The following is a 21,728-nucleotide window of genomic DNA, read 5'->3' as shown; positions in this document are numbered from 1 at the left end:
TGGCGCAAACCGAGGTCCTGGTACGGCAAACGTGCCGGTGCGCGCAACGCCAACAAAACAGTGTGAACAGGCTTAAGCTTCCATATGCCCACGTCGCCTCTCACTCCGTCCGCGATGGATAACGCTTCATACCTTTATCGGCATGAACTGCAAAGCCGTTACCGCTGGCTGCGCTTTGCGCCGGACATCGAGCGCGAGTTCATGGGTTTCCTGCGCGAAACCCAATCGGTGAACTTCGTGGCCTGCGCCTGGATCGGTCTCGCCCTATGGCTGGGGGTGGTCGGCTGGGATGTGCTGCGCTATGTGCAGCACATAGAGGGCACGGCGAACGAGGCACGCTATCTGCAAATCATCATTCCCGCGCGGCTGGTGAATCTGCTGGCGCTGGGCGCACTGCTGATCAATCTGCCGCGTCTGCGCCAAAGCGTCTGGATGGGGACGGCGGGCCTGGCGACCATTGCGGTGTATTGCGTCTGCACTTTCGTGTGCGCCTATGTTTACAACCGTCTGAACATAAGCGATGGCATGGCCGCGTCCATCCTGATTTTGATGACGGTGCTGTTTCCCTGCGGCGTCACACTCAGACAGGCGTTGCCTGTCTCTGCCGTGCTGCTCGGCGCCTACTGGTTCGCCGCGTGGAAGATGCTGCCGCTTGCGCACTGGATGGATTTTCGCGAGACCGCGAGCCTGTTGATGGTGTGCATGGCCATGATGGCGTTCGGCAGCTATCTGCGCGAGCGCGGCGCGCGCGAGCAGTTTCTGCTGCGGCGCCTGCTGGACTGGGAGGCCGCCCACGACCCTCTCACGGGCCTGGCGAATCGCCGCAGTTTCCAGCGTCACTTCGACGTCTGCCTGGCGCAGGCGCAGCGCGACGGCAAGACGTTGATGCTGGCGATACTCGATCTCGACCATTTCAAGCTCTACAACGACCATTACGGGCACAAGGCGGGTGACCGTGCCTTGCAGCAGGTGGCGCTGGTCCTCGGGCACTATGCGGCCCGTCCCATGGATCTGGCGATACGCCTGGGCGGCGAGGAATTCGGTCTGCTGAGCTATGCCGACGAAGCGCCGGCGCTGACGCGGCGCATGCAGCATCTGCTGGCGCAGTTGCAGGGGTTGCATATCCTGCATGAGTACTCGCCCACGGCTTCTTGCCTCACGGCCAGCATAGGCATTGCCCAGGCCGAGCCCGCGACCACCACCGACAGCCTGTTCCTGCAAGCCGATGCCCAGCTCTACCGCGCCAAGGAGGCAGGCCGCAATCGGGTCTGCGGGCCCGACGTCAGCGGCGCGGCAGAAGGCACGAAGACCGCCGAAAAGGCGGCCGTCGCTGCCGCCTGAAGCCGCAGCGCGCGGCGCCGTTCAGGCGATCAGATTGCCGTTCTTGTGCGCGATGACCTGGGCCATGATGCTCACGGCAATCTCGGCGGGCGTCTTGCTGCCTATCGATAGTCCGGCGGGCGAGTGCAGGCGCGCAAGCGTGTCGGGTGCGACATCGAAATGCTCCTGCATGCGCTCGCGTCGGCTTTGCGCATTGCGGCGCGAACCGATAGCGCCCACATAGAACGCCGGGCTCTGCATGGCTTCGAGCAAGGCCATATCGTCGAGCTTGGGGTCGTGGCTGAGCGCGATCACGCAGCTGCGCAGATCGGGCCGGAAGGCGGTAACGGCGTCATCGGGCATCAGCGTGCTGCGCTGCACGCCCTGGATCTGCAGCGAGGCCATGTATTCCTGGCGCGGGTCGCAGATGGTGACGACGAAGCCGTTGAAGATGGCCATGGTCGCGAGGTATTCGGTCAGCGTGCCGGCACCGATGAGCAGCATGCGGTAACCGGGGCCCAGCACGTTGTGCAGGGTCTGGGCGTCGATGGCCAGCGCCTGGGGCGCATCGGTCTGGCTTAGCGTGGCTTCGCCGGTCGCGAGGTCCAGGCTGCGGCGCACGAGCGCGCCGGACAGCAGCTGTTCCGTCAGTTGCTGCAGACCTTGCGCATCGGGATCGAATTCGAGCACCAGTTCGAGCGTGCCGCCGCAGGGCAGGCCGAAGCGATGGGCTTCGTCGGCCGTGACACCGTAGGTCACATGGCGCGGCGGCTGGGCCCAGCCGCGCGCGTGGTCCATCTGTTCGCCCAGGCGCGTGTAGCGCTGCAGCAGGTCGTCCTCGATGCAGCCGCCGGAGACCGAGCCCACGGTCTGGCCGTTTTCGCACAGCGCCATCATGGCGCCCACGGGCCGGGGCGACGAGCCCCAGGTGCGCACGACCGTGGCCAGCACGGCGTGCAGGCCCTGGGCACGCCAGCGGTGCAGTTGTTGCAGGACGGTGATGTCGATGTGGTTCATGGGGGCGGGGCTTTGGCTGGAGGGGGCCGTTCATCCTTTGGCGCGGCCGGCTCAGGGCGAACGGTTTGCGCTCGTCATGGTTGGAGAGGCTTGGAAGAACGTCTTTGTTTTCGCAAAGTTTAGATGGACCACCGCGCACACGCTGCGCGGCGGTCCGTTAAACCCTCAGTGGTGGGCCTTGGCCGGATCGGTCTCGGCGCGCACCTTGGCCACGGTTTGCTTCAGGTCGGGCCACTCCTGCAGGCCGTACTGGGCGCGCATGGTGTTGAGCAGCACGGCGATCTGCGCATCGCTGAGTGCGTAGCGGAACGACGGCATGGTGCCCAGTTCCGCGTGCGCGGGTGCCTGTATTCCTTCGAGAACGGCACGCACGGCGTTGTTGGGCGACTGCGCATGCATGTTGGTGTTGAGCGCGAGCTGGGGACGGCTGCCGAACGTGGATTCGGCGAGCTGGCCTTGCGGATCGCTGCTGTGGCAGCTCATGCACGCGCCCTGGTACAGGCGCAGGCCCTGGGCATCGGCGGGAACGGCTTGCGCGGTCTCGGCCTTGCGCACCAGCGCCTGGGCGTCGACGGGCTGGGCGTCGGCCTTCTTGTACGACAGGATGTACGTGGTCAGCGCCTGCAGGTCCTTGTCGTCGAGCTGGGCCAGGCCATGGGCGACGGGGGCCATGGGGCCTGCGGCCACGCCGTGGCGCTGCGAGGCGCCGGTGCGGAAGTATTGCAGCAGGTCATCGGACGTCCATGGCACGGGCGCGGCCGTGGCCGTGGTCAGCGCGGGCGCGTCCCAGCCTTCGGCGGAACCGCCGGCCAGATGGAAGATGCCTTTCTTTTCGCCCGAGAACGCATCGCGCGGCGAGTGGCAGGCGCTGCAGTGGCCCAGGCCTTCGGCGATGTAGGCACCGCGGTTCCATTCGGGCGTCTGGCTCGCGACGTCGGCCACGGGGCCGGGAGTCAGATTGAGCCAGTTCCAGGCGGCAATGCCGCGCCGGATGTTGAACGGAAAGCCCAGCGCCGTCTTCGGACCATCGCTTTTGACCGCGGGCTGCGTCATCAGGTAGGCATAGATGTCATGCATGTCGTCGTCCGTCACGCGCGTGAACGCGGTGTACGGAAACGCGGGGTAGAGGTGCCGGCCTTCGCGGTCTATGCCGTGGCGCATCGCGCGCTCGAATGCCTCATACGACCAGCGGCCGATACCGGTTTCGGGGTCGGGCGTGATGTTGGTCGAGTAGATGGTGCCGAACGGGCTGGGCATGGGGAAGCCGCCCGCGTTTTCGGCGCCATTCTTGGCGGTGTGGCACACGGCGCAGTCGCCCATCGCGACCAGCGTCTTGCCGTTGGCGATCTGCTGGGCCGAGAAGTCCTGCACGGCAATGCCTTGCTGGGGCGCGATTTCGCCATGATGGGTCACGGCGAGGAATGCGGCGCCGGCAACGGCGACCAGGCCCAGGCCCCCCAGGGTGATTTTCTTGATGGTTTTCATGTGGCTGTCCGGGGGTTATTTGCGAGCTTGCGCCTGGCGCAGCGCGGCCAGCACACGGCTGGGCGTGAACGGCACTTCCGTGAGGCGCACACCGGTGGCATCGAAGATGGCGTTGGCGATCGCGGCCGCGCTGGGCACCGAGGCCGACTCGCCCGCGCCCATGGGCGCTTCATGCGGCAGCTCGAGCAGTTCGATCTCGACTTGCGGCAGTTCGTCGAAACGCAGCAGCGGGTAGCCCCCCCAGTCGAGCGACGTGGTGCCGCTGGCGTCGAAGGTCACGAATTCCTTGAGCGCACGGCTGGTCGACTGGATGATGTTGCCGTGCACCTGGTGGCGCACGCCGGCCGGGTTGACCATGGCGCCGCAGTCGTGCGTGCAGAACACCTTGTCGACCTTGACTTCGCCGGTCTCGCGGTTGACCGAGACATCGCAGACCCAGGCGGCCCAGGCCGCGCCGAAGCCCGGGAACTTGCTGTGGAAGTAGCGCGCGTAGGCGAAGCCCCGGCCCTTGGCGATCTTCTGATCGGCCGCGGTGGGCGCGCGGAACGCGACGCCGTCCTGCCATTGGCTCAGGCGGTGCGCGGCCTTCATCACGCCGACCGCGCGCTCGTCCAACATGTAGCGCAGGCGGTAGGCAATCGGGTCGGCCTTGGCCAGATAGGCGGCTTCGTCTATCCAGCATTCGTGCGCGAGCACGTTGGGCAGGGCCGAAACACCGCGCATCCACGACGCGCGCACCATGGGCGCGGCGTCCAGCGACACCGCGCGCACCGACGGGTAGTCGTACAGCGGGATCGACGTGCGGTCGCCCATCTGCAGCACCTTCTTCTCGTTCTTGACCTTGCCGGTCAGCACCAGCGCGAGCGTGGGCGAGAGGTTCGACGGGTAGCTGGTCTGCAGCTCGTAGGCGACGACATTGCCGGCGTCGTCGAGGCCGCCGCGCAGCTTGATCAGCTGGCCCGTGCCCTTGGGCTCCCAGCCCGATTCCTGTTCGCGCATCAGCTGCACGCGCACCGGCTTGCCCACGGCGCGCGCCAGCAGCAGCGCGTCGGCGGCGACGTCGTCGGCGCAGTTGCGGCCGTAGCAGCCCGAGGCTTCGAGGCGGTGCACGTTGACGTAGTCGGCGTGCAGGTCTATGAGCTTTCCCAGGTCCTTGCGCAGGTCGTGCGGGTTCTGCGTTCCCGACCAGACTTCGGCCTTGCCGTCGGCGAACTGCGCGACCGCGCAGGACGGACCGATCGAGGCATGCATGTGGTACGGCCAGACGTATTCGCGCTCCAGCGGCTGCGTGACCTTCTGGATCGCGTCCTTGAAGTTGTCATCCTCGCGCAGCATGCGCGGCGCCTTCTCGAGCTGGTTGAGCGTGGCGCGCAGGCCTTCGAGACTCAGGTCGGGCAGGCCTGCCCATTCCTTCCATTGCACCTTGAGCTGGTGCATGGCGGCGATGGCCTGCTCCTCGCGCTCGGCGACGATGCCGACGAAGTCACCTTGCACCACGACCTTGACGATGCCGGGCAGGTGCTTGATGGAGTCGTGGTCCACGGAGATCAGGCTGTCGCCCAGCGGCGCCGTGTGGTCCGCGCCGGTGTAGGGCGGGCGCACGACGCGGCCGTGCAGCATGCCGGGCAGGCGCACGTCGTGCACATAGGTCAGCGCGCCCAGTACCTTGTTCGGAATGTCCACGCGCGGCACCGACTGGCCGATGTACTTGTGTTCCTTGCTCGAGCGCAGCGGCATGTGCTGGTCGAGATCGATGTGCAGGTCCTGGCCCGCGGCGAGTTCGCCGTACGACAGGCGCTTGCCCGCGCCGATGACGAAACCGTTCTCGGTGCGCAGCTGGGCCGCGGGCACCGACCAGCGTTGCGCGGCCAGGTTGATCAGCAGCTGGCGCACCTGGCGCGCGGCCTGGCGCATGGGCGTAGACGTGTTCTGGATGGTGTCGCTGGCGATCGTCGGGCCCAGGTCGGGCGTGCGCGTGGTGTGGCCCAGGATGATGCGCACGCGCGCGATATCGGTCTCGATCTCGTCGGCCACGAGCTGGCCTATGGCCGTGCGCACGCCCGTGCCCAGGTCCACGTGGCCGTTGAAGCCGATCACGTCGCCATTGGCGCTGATGGCGATGAAGCTGTCGACCAGCGTGCCCGCGGGCACGGGAAACGGGCCTTGCGCGGGTGTCGGCGGGTGCAGCAGCGGGCCCGTGCCCGCGAGAATGGCCAGCGGGCCGGTGGCCGCGGCGCTGACCATGATCAGGCCGCCGGTCTTGAGCAATTGGCGGCGCGTCAGCTGCAGCGTGCCGGGCTGGTCGTCGCGCGAAGTAGTCTTGAATCCGAACATCACACCAGCTCCTTGGAACATGCGGCCTGGCCATGCGTTGCGCAGGCGCCTTGAACGACCGCCACGGCGCTGTGCACATGGCGGCCTTGGGCGATCAGATCGCGCGCGCGCGCCGCGGCGTCGAGGATCTCGAGGTGGGTGCCGCAGCGGCACAGGTGGTGGGCGAGCTGCTTCTTGATTTCTTCATCGCTGGCCTGCGGGCGTTTGTCGAACAGGGCCACCAGGGCCATGATCATTCCGTTGACGCAGTAGCCGCATTGCGCGGCCTGGGTGTCGATGAACGCCTGTTGCACCGGGTGCAGCAGCACGGCCTGCGTGGCGGCCGCGGCCTGGGGCTGCAGCGAGCTGTCGCCCAGGTCCTTGAACAGCGGGTCCAGCGCGACCTGGGCCTGCGCCTGGCGCGTGGCTTCGGGCGACAGGCCTTCGAGTGTGGTCACTTCCTTGCCGTTGACCACGGACAGCGGCACGGAGCACGAGCGCGCCACCTTGCCGTCGATCAGCACGGCGCAGGCGCCGCATTGGCCCAGGCCGCAGCCGTATTTGGGACCGTTGAGCTGCATGTCATTGCGCAGGACATACAGCAAGGGGGTATCGGCAGATGCCTTGTCTGCATCCACCGTATTGCCATTGAGTTTGAATTTCATCGCGTGTTATATGTTTTCGCGCTTTGAGCGCGGTTGTTTTTGATGAGCAGGGAACGCAGTCGAGATAATCGGTTTTGTTTTCTGTTTCTGAAAATTGGATATTGCTTTTGCAATGCAAAAAGCGAACGATTAATCAGCGCGAGCTGACTTTCGCGGATGAGTGGAAAGGGGGGAGGTAGCGAATTCTTCGCAAATTCCGCAAGGGAATGGAAAAATTCCACGTGGGAATCCATGCGCGAGCGCATGGATTGCACGGCTATGAAGGCAGATGATCGTCAGCAGAAAACGCAATGCCAGGGGCCGGCATTTTCTGAATGGGGAATATGAACAAGCGCGAATGCTAGTGGTTTTCGCCCAGGTGTTCCCGACGCCCGACGAAACCCGAGTCGAGTCTTGGGTGTTATAGAAGACCCCGAGCGCGAGGAGTGCAGCAGGAGTAGTGTTGCCGGCGGCTGGGCGCCTAGCCCCGCGCGCTGCCCTTCAGGCGGCGCCAGAGCGTCGTACGGCTGATTCCCAGCGCCTTCGCCGCCGCGTTCTGGTCGCCGTCGCAGTCTGCGAGCACCTGCTGGATATGACGCAATTCATGGTGTGTACGCTCTGTTGCCAGCGAGGCGTCGGCGGCCGGTTGCGCTGCCTCTGGCGCTGCGGGCAGATCGATCAGCGCCATCAGATCGGCCAGGTCGGGCGTGCTCGCCAGCTCCACGCAGCGCACGGCCACGCGCTGCGCGAAGTTGTGCAGTTCGCGCGCATTGCCGGGCCAGCGGTGGCGCGCGACCACGGCCGGCAGCAGGCGCAGCACCGGCGCCATCGACTGTGCGAGGCCGATCTCGCGCATCGCGGTCTGCACCATCATGTCGGCCAGCACTTGCAGGTCTTCGGGACGCTCGGCCAGCGGGGCGAGGTCGATGCGCAGCACCGCAATGCGAAAGTACAGGTCTTCGCGAAAGCGGCCGGTGCGCACCATGGCCGCGAGATCGCGGTGGGTCGCGGCGAGAACCCGGATGTCTATGGCCACGGGCGCATTCGCGCCCACGCGCGTGACTTCGCGCTCCTGCAGCACGCGCAAAAGCCGTGTCTGCAGCGCGAACGGCAGCTCGCCGATCTCGTCGAGAAACACCGTGCCGCGGTGCGCGGCTTCGAACAGGCCGGCCTTGCCTTCGCGGCGCGCGCCGGTGAAGGCGCCGTCTTCATAACCGAACAGCTCACTTTCGAGCAGGCTTTCGGTCAGCGCGCCGCAGTTCACCGCGACGAAACGCTGGCCGCGGCGCCGGCTCGCGCTGTGTATGCCCTGGGCGATCAGCTCCTTGCCCACGCCCGTCGCGCCCGTGATCAGCACCGGCGCTTCGGTCAGCGCGGCCACGGTCTCGCAGCGGCGCACCACGGCCTGCATCTGCGCCGAGGCCTGCACCACATGCGCGAGCGTGTAGCGCGCGGGCCGGCTGCGTTCGCGCTCATGCGCGCGCAGCTTGCGAAACGCCTGCTCCACCGTGCTCGAGCGTTCGAGCGTGAACACCGCGCCGTTGGGCCGGCCGCTTTCCATGATGGGCTGGCCGTGCACCAGCACCTTGCGCTGCGCCCATTCCTGCACGCGTGCCACGCGCGCCGCATCGTCGCTGCCCTGCACGGCCAGGGGATCGAGCGCGGCCAGCCACTGCTGCAGCGGCTGGCCCACGGCGGACGTCAGCGCCACGCCGGTCAGCGCGTCGGCCGCGGGGTTGGCGGCGAGGATAAGGCCCTGGGCATCGGTGGCGACCACGCCGCTGTCGAGGTGGCGCAGAACAGCGGCCAGGCGCTCGCGCTCGGAGCGTTCGGCGCGCCGGGAGATCACCAGTTGAATCGCATCTTCGATGGCCGCCGCAATCGAATCGCGCGAGTACAGCAGCACGCCGCGCAGGCCGCGCTGGTGGGCTGCGCGCACCGCCACGCCCGGCCCCACGATGGCGGTGACGCCGCTGGCCGCGAGCTGCTCGACCAGCGCATGCGCATGGGCTTCGGACTCGTAGGCGTGCAGTTGCACGGGCAGATCGTAGTTGCGCAGAAAGCGCGCGACATCATCAGGAATCTCGCGAAAGAACACCAGCGCGATATCGCCCTGCGCGGCGCGCGCCGTGGCCAGCGCGGCCATGATGTCGAAGCCGCCGACGCGCACCGTGACCAGCGGCGCGTCGATGCGGCTGCGCAGATAGCTGGCGTTGGAGCCCGCGCTGACGACCACTTCGACGCCGTCCTGGGCGATCGCTTTTTTCACCAGTTCGACGCCGCGGTCCAGGTTGCCGCGTTCGATGCGGATCTGCGCCCGGCCCTGGAATTGCGGCGCGACCGACAGCGCGACGTCGGCGAGTTCGTAGGCGCTGACGACCAGCACGCAGGGCAGGTCGGAGCGGGTCGGGACGGCATGGAACAGGTTGGGCATGGGCGATGGTAGCAATACTGAAACATGCCGTGTTTCAATCTTGCAATGAAAGCGCGAACGTATTTTTGATTGAATGAAAAAAGCCAATGAAATCAATCGCTTGTCGCGGTGTCAAGGGTTGGCATGGCGTTTGCAATCAGCAGGGCGTTGCCTTTCACAATGAGTACAAAAACCATGAAACGTAGAACCTTGATACAGGCCGGGGCCCTGACTGCAGCGCAGGGCCTGTGGAGCACGGCCCAGGCGCAGGAGACATTCCCCAGCAAGCCCATCACCATCGTCGTGGCGTTCACCGCGGGCGGCAGCGCCGATCAGCGCGCGCGCCAGATCGGCAAGTTCATGAGCGCTGAAATGGGCCAGTCGGTGATCGTCGAGAACCGCCCGGGTGCGGGCGGCAACATCGGCACGCAGGCGATCGCGCGTTCCAGGCCCGACGGCTACACGCTGGGCATTGGCAACATGGCGCCGATGGCGGTGAACTCGTCGCTGTACAAGAAGTCGACGTTCGATCCGCTCAAGGAGCTGACGATGATCGCGCTGCTCGAGCGCGGCCCGCTGATGCTGGTGGTCAAGACCGATTCGCCGCTGCGTTCGGTGGCCGACGTGATTGCCGCGACCAAGACCAAGCCCGGCGGCCTGTCGTTCGGCTCCAGCGGCCCCGGCGGCGCGCACCACCTGTCGGGCGAGCTGTTCAAGTCGATGACCGATACCGAGATGACCCACATTCCCTACAAGGGCGGTGCGGCGGCGGTGGTCGATCTGCTCGGCGGCCAGCTCGATTTCATGTTCGAGCCCATGTACTCGGCCGTGCCTTCGGTCAAGGCCGGCAAGATGCGCGCGCTGGCGATCACCAGCAGCAATCGCTCGCCGATGATGCCCGACGTGCCGACCATGGCCGAGTCGGGCGTGCCGGGCTTCGTGATGGAAAACTGGCAAGGCCTGATCGGCCCGGCCGGCATGCCCGCAGGCATCGTGCGCCAGCTCAATGCCGTGGTGAACAAGGCGCTGGCCGATCCTACGATCAAGGCGCAGATGCTGAGCCAGGGCAATGAGATCGGCGGCGGCACGGCCCAGCAGTTCGAAGCGCTGGTGCGCAGCGAAACCGCCAAGTGGGCCGAAGTGGTGCGCCACAACAAGATCGTCGTGCAATGAACGCCCAGGCCGTGCCACGCGTGATGCGCGCCATCACCATCGAGCGCTACGGCGGCCCCGAAGTCGTGCAGCTGCGCAGCGATGTGCCCGTGCCCGCGCCGCTGCCAGGCCAGGTGCTGGTGCAGGTCGTGTGCGCGGGTGTCAACTTCATGGACATCCACACGCGCCAGGGCAAATACCGGCAGTCGCGCACCTATCCGCCGCGCGTGCCCTGCACGCTGGGCATGGAAGGCGCGGGCGTGGTGCTGGCGCTGGGCGAGGGCGTGACGCACCTGGCCGTGGGCGATCGCGTGGCCTGGTGCATTGCCTGGGGCAGCTACGCGCAGTACGCCTGCGTGCCGGCCTTCCAGGCGGCGCGCATTCCCGATGCGATCGGCTTCGACATGGCGGCCGCGGCGATGTTCCAGGGCAGCACCGCGCATTACCTCGTCGACGATGTCGCGCGGCTCGCGCCAGGCCAGAGCTGCCTGGTGCATGCGGGCTCGGGCAGCATTGGGCAACTGCTGATCCAGATGGCCAAGCGCCTGGGCGCGACGGTGTTCGCCACGGCCAGCACGCCGCACAAGCGCGCCGTGGCCGCGCAGCGCGGCGCCGACCAGACCATGGCCTATGACAACGGCGGCTTCGCCGACGCGGTGCGCCGCGCGACGGGCGGGCAGGGCGTTGACGTGGTGTTCGATTCGCTGGGAGCGGCCACGCTGCGCGACAGCTTTCGCGCGGCGCGCACGCGCGGGCTGATCGTCAACTATGGCAATGTGTCGGGCTCGGTGGTCGATCTCGATCCGATCGAACTCGGCGAGGCCGGCTCGCTGCTGCTCACGCGCCCGCGCCTGGCCGATCACATGACGGATGCCGCGACCATCCAGCGCCGCGCCGACGCGGTGTTCTCGGCGATTGCCGCGGGCGCGCTGTCGATCGACATGGCCGCGCCCTGCACGCTCGACGACGTGCACCTGGTGCATGCGCGCATAGAAGCGCGCGAGCAGCTGGGCAAGAGCGTGGTGTGGATCGATGAGCGCCACCGCTAGACCGACTTTTCAAAATTATCTTTCTGCGTTTTTTCAGGACACACCATGAGCACCCATCCCGGCACTTTGCTGCGCACCTTTCTCAACGAACGCCGCGGCCTGCTGGTGCCGGGCGCGGGCAATGCGCTGGCCGCGCGCGTGATCGAAACCATGGGCTTCGAAGCCGTGTATCTCAGCGGCGCGGGCCTGACCAACAACTTCTACGGCATGCCCGACCTGGGCTTCGTGAGCCTCAATGACATCGCCAGCCATACCGCGGCCATTCGCGACGCCGTGGCGCTGCCGCTGATCGTCGATGCCGACACCGGCTTCGGAAATGCGCTCAACGTGCGCCACACGGTGCGCACGCTCGAGCGCGCGGGTGCGAACGCCATCCAGATCGAAGACCAGGTGATGCCCAAGAAATGCGGCCACTTCGCGGGCAAGGCGGTGATCAACCAGGCCGAGATGGTCAGCAAGATCAAGGCCGCGGTCGATGCGCGCGTGTCCGGTGACTTCCTGATCATTGCGCGCACCGACGCGCGCGCCATCCATGGCCTCGACGCTGCGCTCGACCGCGCGCGCGCCTTCGCCGAAGCCGGCGCCGACGTGACTTTCGTCGAAGCACCGACCAGCGTGGACGAGCTGCGCCGCATCGCCAGCGACCTGCCTTGCCCGCAGATCGTCAACGTGGTGATAGGCGGCAAGACGCCGGCCTTGCCGGCCGCGGAATTCGCCGAGATGGGCTTCGGCATGGTGCTCTACGCGAATGCGGCCTTGCAGGGCGCGGTGCGCGGCATGACCAATGCGCTGGCCGAGCTGCAGCGCCGCGGCGAACTGCCCGAAGACCCCGATCTTGTGGCGACGTTCGCCGAGCGCCAGGCACTGGTGCAGAAGACCGCGTTCGACGCGCTCGATGCGCGCTACGCTGTGCAGGCCGCGAAGGGCTGAACCAGGAGTCACGGAATGCAAAAACAAATCGAGGTGCGCGCCACCTTTATGCGCGGCGGCAGCAGCAAGGGCGTCTTTTTCGAGACCGCCGATGTGCCCGCCGACCCCGCGCGGCGCGATGCGCTGCTGCTGCGCGTGATCGGCAGCCCCGACCCCTACGGCAAGCAGACCGACGGCATGGGCGCGGCGACGTCGAGCACCAGCAAGGTGGTGCTGGTGTCGCGCAGCGCGCGCGCCGACTGCGATGTCGACTACCTGTTCGGCCAGGTCGATATCGAGCAGCCGCGCATCGACTGGACCGGCAACTGCGGCAACCTGACCACGGCCGTGGGCCCGTTCGCGATCGCGCGCGGCCTGGTCGATGCACCGGCCGATGGCATGGCCGTGGTGCGCATCTGGCAGGCCAACATCGGCAAGGTCATCGTCGCCCATGTGCCCATGGCGGGCGGATCGGTGCAGGAGCTGGGCGACTTCGTGCTCGACGGCGTGGCGTTTCCCGCGGCCCAGGTGCGTCTCGAATTTCTCGCGCCCGGCGGCGATGGTTCCAGCGCCGAGGAGTCGCTGCTGCCCACGGGCCGCGTCGCCGATGTGCTGGCCGTTGAAGGCGTGGGCACGTTCGATGTCACCTATATCAACGCCGGCAATCCGACGATCTTCCTGCGCGCCGGCGACCTGGGGCTCACGGGCAAGGAGTTGCAGCCCGACGTCAATGGCGATGCGGCGCTGCTGGCGCGCATCGAGGCGGTGCGCGCCGCGGGCGCGGTGGCCATGGGCCTGGCGACTTCGGCGGCCCAGGCCACGGCCTCGCGCCCGGGAACGCCCAAGCTGGCGTGGGTCGCGCCGCCCGCCGACTATGTCGCGTCCAGCGGCAAGGCCGTGCCCGCGCAGGCGCTTGATCTGCTGGTGCGCATTGTCTCCATGGGCAAGCTGCACCACGCGATCACCGGCACGGGCGCGGTCGCCGTGGGCGCGGCCGCGGCCGTCGACGGCAGCATCGTCGCCCAGGCGCTGCGCCCCGGCGCTGCGGGCCGGGACGTGCGCATGGGCCACACTTCGGGCGTGCTCGCCGTGGGCGCGAAGGCCGAGCACCAGCCGGAACGCGGCTGGGTCATCAGCCAGGTGAGCCTGAGCCGTTCGGCGCGCCGCCTGATGGAAGGCGTGGTGCTGGTGCCGCCAGTCGGTTGAGAGCGACTCTATGCGGCCAGGGTCAGGGGCGGTGCCGCAAGCCGATCAGAGGGAGTGTCGGCGCTCAGCGGCAGCCCGGCGGCAGGGGTGATTGGTCCTAAGTTAACATTTATTTCCAAGCACCGCTCGCGCGGTCTGTCCACCAGTCACTCGCATTGGCGTGACTTCGAACGATCTGCATGGTGTCGAAGGACCACCTAATGGCTAATGACGTGCATTACATCCGGGGGATATGCAATGACGAATACTGATCCGGAGGAAAGCCCCGACGCGCGCAACCGGCTGGTTCCGCTGGTCGGCATCGGCGCTTCTGCCGGCGGCCTTGAAGCCATGAACCAGCTGTTCGAGGCGCTGACGCCCGATCTTGGCCTGGCCTACCTCATCGTCTCGCACATGGACCCTCGGCATGAGAGCCACCTTGCCGAGGTGCTTGCCAAGCGCACCACCGTCCCCGTGCGCGTCGGTCACGAGCAGGTGATCGAGCCGGACAATGCCTATGTGATTCCGCCCGACACCGTCATGACGGTTGTGGGCAACCGGATCAAGCTGACCGCGCGCTCCCATGCGGGCGTGCGGCATCTGCCGGTGGATGCCTTGTTCGCCTCCCTTGCGCAGCAACGCCCGGGCAAGGCCATAGGCATCGTGCTGTCCGGCACCGGCAGCGACGGCACCGAAGGAGTCAAGGAGATCAAGGCCGCCGCAGGGGTCACCCTGGCCCAGGAGCCTGGCTCCGCCGCCTTTGACGGCATGCCCAAGTCCGCGATACAGACGGGGTGTATCGACCGCATGCTGCACCCGAGCGACATGGCCGCTGAGCTGGGCAAGATTGCGCGCCACCCTTACTTCCGCGACGACGAGGACGACAAGGCATTGGAAAGCGTGGCGCCGGAGGCCGCGCTGGAAAAGATCTTCGAGTTGCTCAACAACGTCTACCAGGCGGATTTCACCCAATACAAGCCGAATACGCTGCAACGCCGCCTGCAACGCCGCATGGCCCTGGTGAGCGAGACGCAGATGTCTTCCTACCTCGAGTTGCTGCAGGACAACCCGGTGGAGCTGGCCGCGCTGTATGACGACTTCCTCATCCGCGTGACTTCATTTTTCCGCGAGGAGGCCATCTACACGGCGCTCAAGCAGAGCATCCTGCCCGCGCTGGTGCGCGGCCGCAGCCATTCCGATCCGCTGCGTATCTGGGTGCCGGCCTGCGCCACCGGTGAAGAGGTCTATTCGCTGGCGATCTGCCTGATGGAGTTCCTGGGCGAACGTGCGCAGGACATCACCATCCAGATTTTCGGCACCGATCTCAACGAGGCGGCTATCGAGCAGGCGCGCCAAGGCTCTTTCCCGGAAAGCATCGCCGAGCGGGTTTCGGCGGCGCGGCTGCAGCGCTTTTTCGTGCACGAGAACCGCCGCTACCGTGTGGCGAAACATATCCGCGAGCTGTGCGTGTTCGCCCGCCAGAACGTGGCGCGCGATCCACCGTTCTCGCGCATGGATCTGATCAGCTGCTGCAACCTGCTGATCTATCTTGACACCGGGCTGCAGCGCCGGGTGCTGCGCCATTTCCATTACGCGCTCAAGCCCGAGGGTTTCCTGATCCTCGGCCCGGCCGAGAACGCGGACGAGGAAAGCCAGTTCTTCAAGCGCACGGACTCCAGCCACCGCATGGTCTATCGACGCGCCATGCCGGCGCGCGGTTCGATCGAGGCGGTGCTGGTGGCCCATCCGGGCAAGAAGTCGGCGACGCCGGCCGAGATGGTCCAGCCGAGCTTCGTCGACGACAGCCAGGTCCAGCGCAAGGCCGACGGGCTGCTGCTGTCACGCTTCGCTCCTGCCAGCATCCTGGTCGACGACCGGCTCAACATCGTGCAGTTCCGCGGCCAGACCAGCCCTTATCTGGAGCATGCCAGCGGCACCGCCAGCCTGAACCTGCATCGCGTTGCGCATCCGGGCATCCTGTTGCAGCTGGTGCCGGTGATCAAGCAGGCGCAGCAATCGGGATCGTCGGTGTTCAAGAACGATCTGCGCGTCGACACGCCGACCGGACAGCGCGAAGGCACGGTCGAGGTCATCCCGCTGCGCGAGCCGGCGACCAAGACCAGCTTCTGCCTGATCCTGTTCGACGCCAACAGCCGGGTGCAAAAGCCCGAAGCCCGGCCTGACATTCCAGTGTCCGAGAAGGACGCGCGCATACGCCAGCTGGAAGAGGAGCTGGAGAGCCTGCGTGACTATCTGCACGCCACCAACGAGGCCTATGAAGCCGCGCTGGAAGAATCGCGTTCCGCGCAGGAAGAGCTGCAATCGGCCAACGAGGAATTTCTGAGCGGCAACGAGGAACTGGTCACGGCGCGCGAGGAGCTTCAAGCCAGCAATGAGGAATTGAAGACCGCCAACGAGGAAATGCTCAGCCGCAGCCGTGAACTGCAGGTGACGAACAATGAGTTGCTGCGCGCGCGCAAGGATGCCGAGTTCCACGCCAACTACGCCGAATCCCTGATCGATACCATGGCCCATCCGCTGCTGGTCCTGGACCAGGCGCTGTGCATTCACCGGGCCAACCACGCGTTCTACGACAGCTTCCTCACGAACCCGGGAATGACGCTCAACCGCCAGCTGTTCGAGCTGGGCGACGGGCAGTGGAATATCCCTGAGCTGCGGATGCTGCTGGATCAGGTGCTGACCACCAGCAGCCCGATCAACAACTACCGCGTGCACCACGAATTCCCGGGCATAGGGAACCGGTCCATGCTGCTGCATGCGCGCAAGGTTCCTGCCATGGACAACCGGTCGGCGCGTCTGCTGCTGGCGTTCGAGGATGCGACCGCCGCGGAAGACCGGCTGGTGGCGGCACGCGCCGACGACCATCGAAAGGATGAGTTCATCGCCGTGCTGGCACACGAGCTGCGCAATCCCCTCGCGCCTATCCGTACTTCCGTCCAGGTGCTGGGCCTGAAGCTCAAGGACGAGAGCATGCGTCCCTCGCTGCAGATGATCGATCGTCAGGTAACCACAATGACACGGCTGATCGATGACCTCATGGACATCTCGCGCATCACGCGGGGCAAGCTGTCGTTGAGCCGCAAGCCTGTCGCCCTGGTCGAGCTGCTGAAGAACGTGGCGCTGGCCCACATGCCTTTCATGGAGGAGCGCGGCCATCAACTGGTCACCGTCTTGCCTGAAAGCGAGTTCATCATCGAGGGGGACGCAACCCGTCTGGAGCAGGTGTTCGGCAATCTGCTGAACAATGCCGGCAAGTACACGGACCGCGGTGGCCACGTGGAGTTGCGCCTGGAAGTGGCCGCCAGCGAGGCGGTGGTGACCGTGGTGGACGACGGCTCAGGCATTGCGCCCGACATCCTGCCGCACATCTTCGATTTGTTCCTGCAATCGGAGACCACGCGTTCCCGGGCCGAGGGCGGACTGGGCATAGGCTTGACGCTGGTCAAGCAGATTGTCGAGGCCCATGGCGGCGGCGTGGCCGCTGTCAGCGCGGGTCATCAGCGCGGCAGCCGATTCACCGTGCGGCTGCCGTTGATGCAAAGAGTGCCGCCGGCTGAAGTGGTGGAGCCGGGCAATGGGCCGAACGTGGCGTTCAAGGCGCGTCGCGTGCTGGTGGTGGATGACAACGTCGACGCCGCCAACGGCATTGCGGAGCTGCTGCGCATGTGGGGGCACGAGGTGGCGCTGGCCTACGACGGCTACGCAGGACTGGAAGTGGCCCGCACCTTCGATCCTGACGTGGCATTGCTCGACATCGGGCTTCCGACGATGACCGGCTATGCGCTGGCGAGAAAGCTGCGCAAAGCCAAGACCGAGGGCTTGTTTCTGGTCGCGGTGACGGGCTATGGCCAACCCAGCGACGTCACGGCTGCAAAAGAGTCAGGGTTTGACCTGCACGTGGTCAAGCCGCTGAATGTCGGGCATATGCAGAGGCTGTTGGCTTCGCCGCAGCTCCAAAACTAGCCCCGGCGCCGCAGGCAAGCCCTGCACCGCCAGACGCCGGCCTGCAGGCCGGCGTTTTGCATTTCTGGTCGGCGCACCGGCACGCGCTTGCCTCATCAGCGTGCAGGCTGATCGCAAATGGTGCGCTTTGCCTTGCCGCGGTGCCCAAGGCGGCGGCACTGAGGGAAAAGCGCCGGAAAATGTGCCAGAAACAGCTGGCACGCAGTTTGCTTGAATGGCTTTGACTGCCTTGTGTACAAGAGAGTATTCAAGCGCAGATCGATTTTCGCCAAGGCCTCATTCACGAAGGAACTGCTATGTTTTCACGTCGACTCTTGCTTGCAACTCTGACTTCTTCGGCACTGGCCGCGTCCATGGTGGCGCCCGCGCATGCCGCGGACAAGGTCATCAAGGTCGGCACGCTGAAGCTGATCCATGGCATCACGCCGTACTTCTATGACAAGTTCACGCCGGCCGGCTACAAGATCGAAGTGATTCCTTTCGAGACGCCTACCGACGGCAAGAACGCGGTGGTCACCAAGTCGGTCGACTTCGGTACCTACGGCCTGGCCGCCGCGACGCTGGGTGCGGCCGCGGGCGAGCCCGTGGTGATCATCGCGCCGCAGTGCAATGGCGGCATCGCCATCGTGGTGCGCAAGGACGGCGGCGTGGCCACGTTCAAGGCGCTCAAGGACAAGCGCGTGGGCATTCTGCCGGGCTCCACGCAGGAGGCCGTGTTCCTCGACCGCCTCAAGGCCGAAGGCATGACCATCAAGGACGTGAAGTCGGTGCGCGTGTCGTTCAGCGAGATGGCCGGAGCGCTGGAGCGCGGCGATATCGACGCCTATGTGGGTGCCGAGCCCGGCCCGTCGATCAGCGTCATCAAGGGCGTGGGCAAGGTGCTCGAGTATCCGTACAGCACCCCTACCGGCGCGGTCAACATGGTGATGACCACGCATGCCGACACCGTCAAGGACAACGCCGAACTCGCCAAGGTGTTCCTCGAAATCCACCGCAAGGCATCGGAGTACGCGATGGCCAACCGCCCCGCGCTGATCGAGATGGCCAGCGCCAAGCTGGGCCTGCCGGCCGATGTCGCCAACCTGGCCGCGGACAACGTCAAGCTGACCTGGAAGATCGACGCCGACTGGATACAACGCAGCAAGTACTACGGCTCGCTGATGCTCGAGCGCAAGCAGATCCGCAAGCTGCCCGACTACAGCCGCTTCATCGTGACCGGCCTCAACCCCCAGTCCTGATCGCTCGCCCGCCCTGCTGCCTGTTCCGGAAAGATCCGCCATGACCACTTCCACTCTTGAACCCAGCGTGCGTGCCGCGGCTGCACCCGTGGCGCAGGCCACGCCCGCGCAGTCGGCGGCGCCGGCGCAAAGCCTTCCTGACGAGTTCGTGATGCCGCCCCAGCCCGGCGCGCTGCACCTGTGGCTGGTGAAGTGGGTGGTGCCGGCGCTGCTGCCGCTGGGCCTGTTGCTCGCCTGGGACCTGGCGATTCGCTGGTCTGGAACGATGCTGGTGCCGCCGCCAAAGGAAGTGGCGCTGATGCTGTGGGATTTTGCGTTTGGCGGCATCTACGACGACGCGTTCAGCGAGACCCTGGGCACGCACTGGCTGCAGTCGATGGCGCGCGTCTACGGCGCGTTCGCGCTGGCCGCGCTGATCGGCATTCCGCTGGGCCTGGTGATAGGCAAGAACGCGACGATTCGCCGCGTGGTCGATCCCACGCTGCAGATGCTGCGTCCCGTGCCGGTCACGGCCTGGCTGCCGCTGTCGATGATCTTCTTCGGCGTGGGCCCGAACGCCGCGATCTTCCTGGTGTTCCTGGGCGCGTTCTTTCCCATCGTGATCAACACCACGTTCGGCGTGAAGTCGGTCGAGGTGCGGCTGTTCGAAGCTGCGGCGATGCTGGGCTGCACGGGCGCATCGATGTTCCGCCAGGTGGTGCTGCCCGCGGCGCTGCCGTCGATCTTCAACGGCCTGCGACTGGGCCACGGCATCGCCTGGTTCCTGATCGTCGTGGGCGAGATGACCGGCGTGCCCGAAGGCCTGGGCGCGGCCATCATGGACGGCCGCATGCTGTCGCGCACCGACGTGGTGATATCGGGAATGGTCGTCATCGGCTTCACCGGTTTCGTCACCGACCGCCTGCTCGTCGCACTCAACAACCGTCTGCTCAAGTGGAGCCCGCAACACAATGTCTGATTCCATCGCCAACCGCAAGCCGACGCCCATTCTCGACATCGCGAACGTCAGCAAGGTCTTCAATCTCAACGGCCGTCCCATCCATGCGCTCAAGGACGTCAACCTGCAGATTCAGAAAGGCGAATTCGTCTGCCTGATCGGCGCCTCGGGCTGCGGCAAGTCGACGCTGCTGCGCATCATGGGCGGCTTCGAGCCGGTGTCGACGGGCTCGGCGCGCATGTACCACGCGCCCATCCAGGAGCCCGGACCCGAGCGCGGCATGGTGTTCCAGGACTACGGCCTGTTCCCCTGGCTCACGGTGCGCGAGAACATCGCTTTCGGCCCCAAGCAGCGCGGCCTGCCCGCGGCGCGGCTCAAGGAGATTTCGGACCGCTTCGTGAACATGGTGGGCCTGGGCAAGTTCGCCGACCATTTCCCCAATCAGCTGTCGGGCGGCATGAAGCAGCGCGTATCGATCGCGCGCGCGCTGGCCAATGACTGTGAAGTGCTGCTGATGGACGAGCCGTTCGGCGCGCTCGATGCGCTGACGCGCGAAGTGCTGCAGCAGGAGCTGCTCGACATCTGGGCCAAGACCAAACTGACGGTGATTTTCGTGACCCATGCGGTCGAGGAAGCCGTGCTGCTCGCCGACCGCGTGGTGGTCATGACCGCGGGGCCGGGCCGTGTCGAACGCGACTACCGGATTCCGCTCGAGCGCCCGCGCTGCATCACGGACCCGGAGTTCAATCTGGTGCGCCGCGAGCTGACGGAAATGCTCAGCAGCCATGTGTCGCTGCCCAAGGCCGCGTGATGCTGGACAGCCTGCAGGCCCTGCCCCAGGCGCTGCGCGACGCAGCCTATGACAACACGGCCGCGGTGCGCGACAGCGCGGCGCAGCTCGCCAGCTTCGATGCGCGCAGCGACGCGCTGCTGGCCCGCGCCGAAGGCCAGATCGACCAGCGCTACGGCCAGGCCGAGCGCCAGGTCTTCGACTTCTTCCCGGGCCGCGCGGACGCGCCCACGCTGCTGTTCATTCACGGCGGCTACTGGCAGATGCGCCACAAGAACAGCTTTCGCTTTGTCGCCGAAGGCGCGCTGGCGCTGGGCCTGAACGCCGCGCTGCTGGGCTATACGCTGGCACCGCAGGCCAGCCTCACGCAGATCGTCGCGCAAGTGCGGCAAGGCATTGCGGCCGTGCGCGCGCATGCGCTGGCACAGGGCCGCAGCGGCGAGCTGCTGCTGTGCGGCTGGTCGGCCGGCGGTCATCTGACGGCGCTGGGCCTGGCCTGCGAAGGCGTGCGCGCGGGCCTGGGCATCAGCGGCATCTACGATCTCGCGCCGCTGCAGCACACCTATCTCAACACGGCCTTGCAGCTCACCTCAACAGAAGTGCGAACGCTGAGCCCGCTGTATTTGCCGCTGGTCGACAAGCCGTTCATCACCGCATTCGGCACGGCCGAACTGCCGCAGCTGCAGGCGCAGAGCCTGGCCTTGTCGCTGCTGCGCCAGGGCTGCGAAGGCGGGCTGCTGGCGGTGGATGGGGGCGACCATTTCAGCATTTTGAATGCGCTGGCTGCGCCGGATGGGGTGTTGTTGCAGCGGTTGGTTGCTTTTATTTGAAAGCCTGTGCTGGGATTTACTGGAGGGCAGGCCGTTCATGGTTCGACGGGGCCGCCTAGGCAAGCCCGCCACGAACGGGGGAAACCGTTTGTGTGGGCGAGTAAAGCGAGCCGAGGTCTCGCAAGGCACAGCGGACCTCATGCCCCGTTCGTCCTGAGCGGGGTAAGCGAGCCGAGCTCTCGCAAGGCGTTCAAAAGAAACAGCGGGCGTTAAAAATCCGTTCGTCCTGAGCCTGTCGAAGGATGAACGGCCTGCTCTCAAGTCATGAGGACGGCCGTTCATGGTGCGACGCGCCCGGCCAGGGAGGCTCACCACGAACGGGTCACTGTTTTGCCACTGTTTGCCCAAATCGACCACCTTCTAAGTCATTGATTTATTTGACAAAAAAAGCTGTTTCTTGAGAGCCTGTCGAAGGATGAACGGCCTGCACTCAAGGCATGAGGACGGAGCGTTCATGGTTCG

15 protein-coding genes are annotated in these 21,728 nt (G+C 66.1%); 10 read left to right on the top strand and 5 right to left on the bottom strand.

Annotated elements, in window-relative coordinates:
- Positions 1-114: 114 nt before the first annotated feature.
- Positions 115-1,341, top strand: coding sequence for a GGDEF domain-containing protein (locus KHY18_RS01860; RefSeq protein WP_213293637.1), 1,227 nt, complete (start codon positions 115-117; stop codon positions 1,339-1,341).
- Positions 1,342-1,362: 21 nt separating this feature from the next.
- Here the strand turns inward: KHY18_RS01860 and KHY18_RS01855 are convergent, their stop codons facing one another.
- The 5 genes from KHY18_RS01855 to prpR form a co-directional block, all read right to left on the bottom strand.
- Entirely contained in the window at positions 1,363-2,337 is a 975-nt protein-coding gene (locus tag KHY18_RS01855; RefSeq protein WP_213293635.1) for an XdhC family protein, read from the bottom strand.
- Between the two features lie 165 nt (positions 2,338-2,502).
- Positions 2,503-3,822 (bottom strand): cytochrome c, encoded by a 1,320-nt coding sequence (locus KHY18_RS01850; protein ID WP_213293633.1) that lies wholly within the window; start codon positions 3,820-3,822, stop codon positions 2,503-2,505.
- A gap of 15 nt (positions 3,823-3,837) precedes the next feature.
- Complete coding sequence (locus KHY18_RS01845; RefSeq protein ID WP_213293631.1) at positions 3,838-6,156, bottom strand: xanthine dehydrogenase family protein molybdopterin-binding subunit; 2,319 nt, start codon at positions 6,154-6,156, stop codon at positions 3,838-3,840.
- Complete coding sequence (locus KHY18_RS01840; protein WP_213293629.1) at positions 6,156-6,800, bottom strand: (2Fe-2S)-binding protein; 645 nt, start codon at positions 6,798-6,800, stop codon at positions 6,156-6,158. Before KHY18_RS01840 ends, KHY18_RS01845 begins: the two co-directional genes overlap by 1 nt.
- 460 nt (positions 6,801-7,260) lie before the next feature.
- Complete coding sequence (gene prpR, locus KHY18_RS01835) at positions 7,261-9,213, bottom strand: propionate catabolism operon regulatory protein PrpR (protein WP_213293627.1); 1,953 nt, start codon at positions 9,211-9,213, stop codon at positions 7,261-7,263.
- Between the two features lie 174 nt (positions 9,214-9,387).
- Between prpR and KHY18_RS01830 the strand changes: the two genes are divergently transcribed.
- From KHY18_RS01830 to KHY18_RS01790, 9 genes are all read left to right on the top strand, one after another.
- Entirely contained in the window at positions 9,388-10,365 is a 978-nt protein-coding gene (locus KHY18_RS01830) for a Bug family tripartite tricarboxylate transporter substrate binding protein (RefSeq protein ID WP_213293625.1), read from the top strand.
- Positions 10,366-10,388: 23 nt separating this feature from the next.
- A complete protein-coding gene (locus KHY18_RS01825; protein WP_213293739.1) occupies positions 10,389-11,393 on the top strand; it encodes a quinone oxidoreductase family protein in 1,005 nt (334 codons plus the stop codon).
- Between the two features lie 45 nt (positions 11,394-11,438).
- A complete protein-coding gene (locus tag KHY18_RS01820) occupies positions 11,439-12,323 on the top strand; it encodes an isocitrate lyase/PEP mutase family protein (RefSeq protein WP_213293622.1) in 885 nt (294 codons plus the stop codon).
- A gap of 15 nt (positions 12,324-12,338) precedes the next feature.
- Positions 12,339-13,508: a 2-methylaconitate cis-trans isomerase PrpF gene (gene prpF, locus KHY18_RS01815; protein ID WP_213293619.1), complete on the top strand. Its 1,170-nt coding sequence runs from the start codon at positions 12,339-12,341 to the stop codon at positions 13,506-13,508.
- Between the two features lie 237 nt (positions 13,509-13,745).
- Complete coding sequence (locus tag KHY18_RS01810; protein ID WP_213293616.1) at positions 13,746-17,471, top strand: chemotaxis protein CheB; 3,726 nt, start codon at positions 13,746-13,748, stop codon at positions 17,469-17,471.
- Positions 17,472-17,767: 296 nt separating this feature from the next.
- Positions 17,768-18,709 (top strand): ABC transporter substrate-binding protein, encoded by a 942-nt coding sequence (locus KHY18_RS01805; RefSeq protein WP_213293613.1) that lies wholly within the window; start codon positions 17,768-17,770, stop codon positions 18,707-18,709.
- Between the two features lie 40 nt (positions 18,710-18,749).
- Positions 18,750-19,667 (top strand): ABC transporter permease, encoded by a 918-nt coding sequence (locus KHY18_RS01800; RefSeq protein WP_249728837.1) that lies wholly within the window; start codon positions 18,750-18,752, stop codon positions 19,665-19,667.
- Positions 19,660-20,457: an ABC transporter ATP-binding protein gene (locus KHY18_RS01795; RefSeq protein WP_213293611.1), complete on the top strand. Its 798-nt coding sequence runs from the start codon at positions 19,660-19,662 to the stop codon at positions 20,455-20,457. Before KHY18_RS01800 ends, KHY18_RS01795 begins: the two co-directional genes overlap by 8 nt.
- Positions 20,457-21,266: an alpha/beta hydrolase gene (locus KHY18_RS01790; protein WP_213293609.1), complete on the top strand. Its 810-nt coding sequence runs from the start codon at positions 20,457-20,459 to the stop codon at positions 21,264-21,266. Before KHY18_RS01795 ends, KHY18_RS01790 begins: the two co-directional genes overlap by 1 nt.
- Positions 21,267-21,728 lie beyond the last annotated feature (462 nt).

Origin of the sequence: Acidovorax sp. CCYZU-2555 (genome assembly GCF_018413525.1) — a bacterium.
Classification (GTDB): Bacteria; Pseudomonadota; Gammaproteobacteria; order Burkholderiales; family Burkholderiaceae_C; genus Comamonas.
The sequence above is the reverse complement of the archived record's forward strand: the minus strand, read 5'-3'. Positions and strand labels throughout refer to the sequence as shown.

Bases quoted from the DNA above. Each gene is read 5' to 3' on its own strand.
- KHY18_RS01860 (WP_213293637.1), top strand. From the start codon at position 115: ATGGATAACGCTTCATACCTTTATCGGCATGAACTGCAAAGCCGTTAC.
- KHY18_RS01855 (WP_213293635.1), bottom strand. From the start codon at position 2,337: ATGAACCACATCGACATCACCGTCCTGCAACAACTGCACCGCTGGCGT.
- KHY18_RS01850 (WP_213293633.1), bottom strand. From the start codon at position 3,822: ATGAAAACCATCAAGAAAATCACCCTGGGGGGCCTGGGCCTGGTCGCC.
- KHY18_RS01845 (WP_213293631.1), bottom strand. From the start codon at position 6,156: ATGTTCGGATTCAAGACTACTTCGCGCGACGACCAGCCCGGCACGCTG.
- KHY18_RS01840 (WP_213293629.1), bottom strand. From the start codon at position 6,800: ATGAAATTCAAACTCAATGGCAATACGGTGGATGCAGACAAGGCATCT.
- prpR (WP_213293627.1), bottom strand. From the start codon at position 9,213: ATGCCCAACCTGTTCCATGCCGTCCCGACCCGCTCCGACCTGCCCTGC.
- KHY18_RS01830 (WP_213293625.1), top strand. From the start codon at position 9,388: ATGAAACGTAGAACCTTGATACAGGCCGGGGCCCTGACTGCAGCGCAG.
- KHY18_RS01825 (WP_213293739.1), top strand. From the start codon at position 10,389: ATGCGCGCCATCACCATCGAGCGCTACGGCGGCCCCGAAGTCGTGCAG.
- KHY18_RS01820 (WP_213293622.1), top strand. From the start codon at position 11,439: ATGAGCACCCATCCCGGCACTTTGCTGCGCACCTTTCTCAACGAACGC.
- prpF (WP_213293619.1), top strand. From the start codon at position 12,339: ATGCAAAAACAAATCGAGGTGCGCGCCACCTTTATGCGCGGCGGCAGC.
- KHY18_RS01810 (WP_213293616.1), top strand. From the start codon at position 13,746: ATGACGAATACTGATCCGGAGGAAAGCCCCGACGCGCGCAACCGGCTG.
- KHY18_RS01805 (WP_213293613.1), top strand. From the start codon at position 17,768: ATGTTTTCACGTCGACTCTTGCTTGCAACTCTGACTTCTTCGGCACTG.
- KHY18_RS01800 (WP_249728837.1), top strand. From the start codon at position 18,750: ATGACCACTTCCACTCTTGAACCCAGCGTGCGTGCCGCGGCTGCACCC.
- KHY18_RS01795 (WP_213293611.1), top strand. From the start codon at position 19,660: ATGTCTGATTCCATCGCCAACCGCAAGCCGACGCCCATTCTCGACATC.
- KHY18_RS01790 (WP_213293609.1), top strand. From the start codon at position 20,457: ATGCTGGACAGCCTGCAGGCCCTGCCCCAGGCGCTGCGCGACGCAGCC.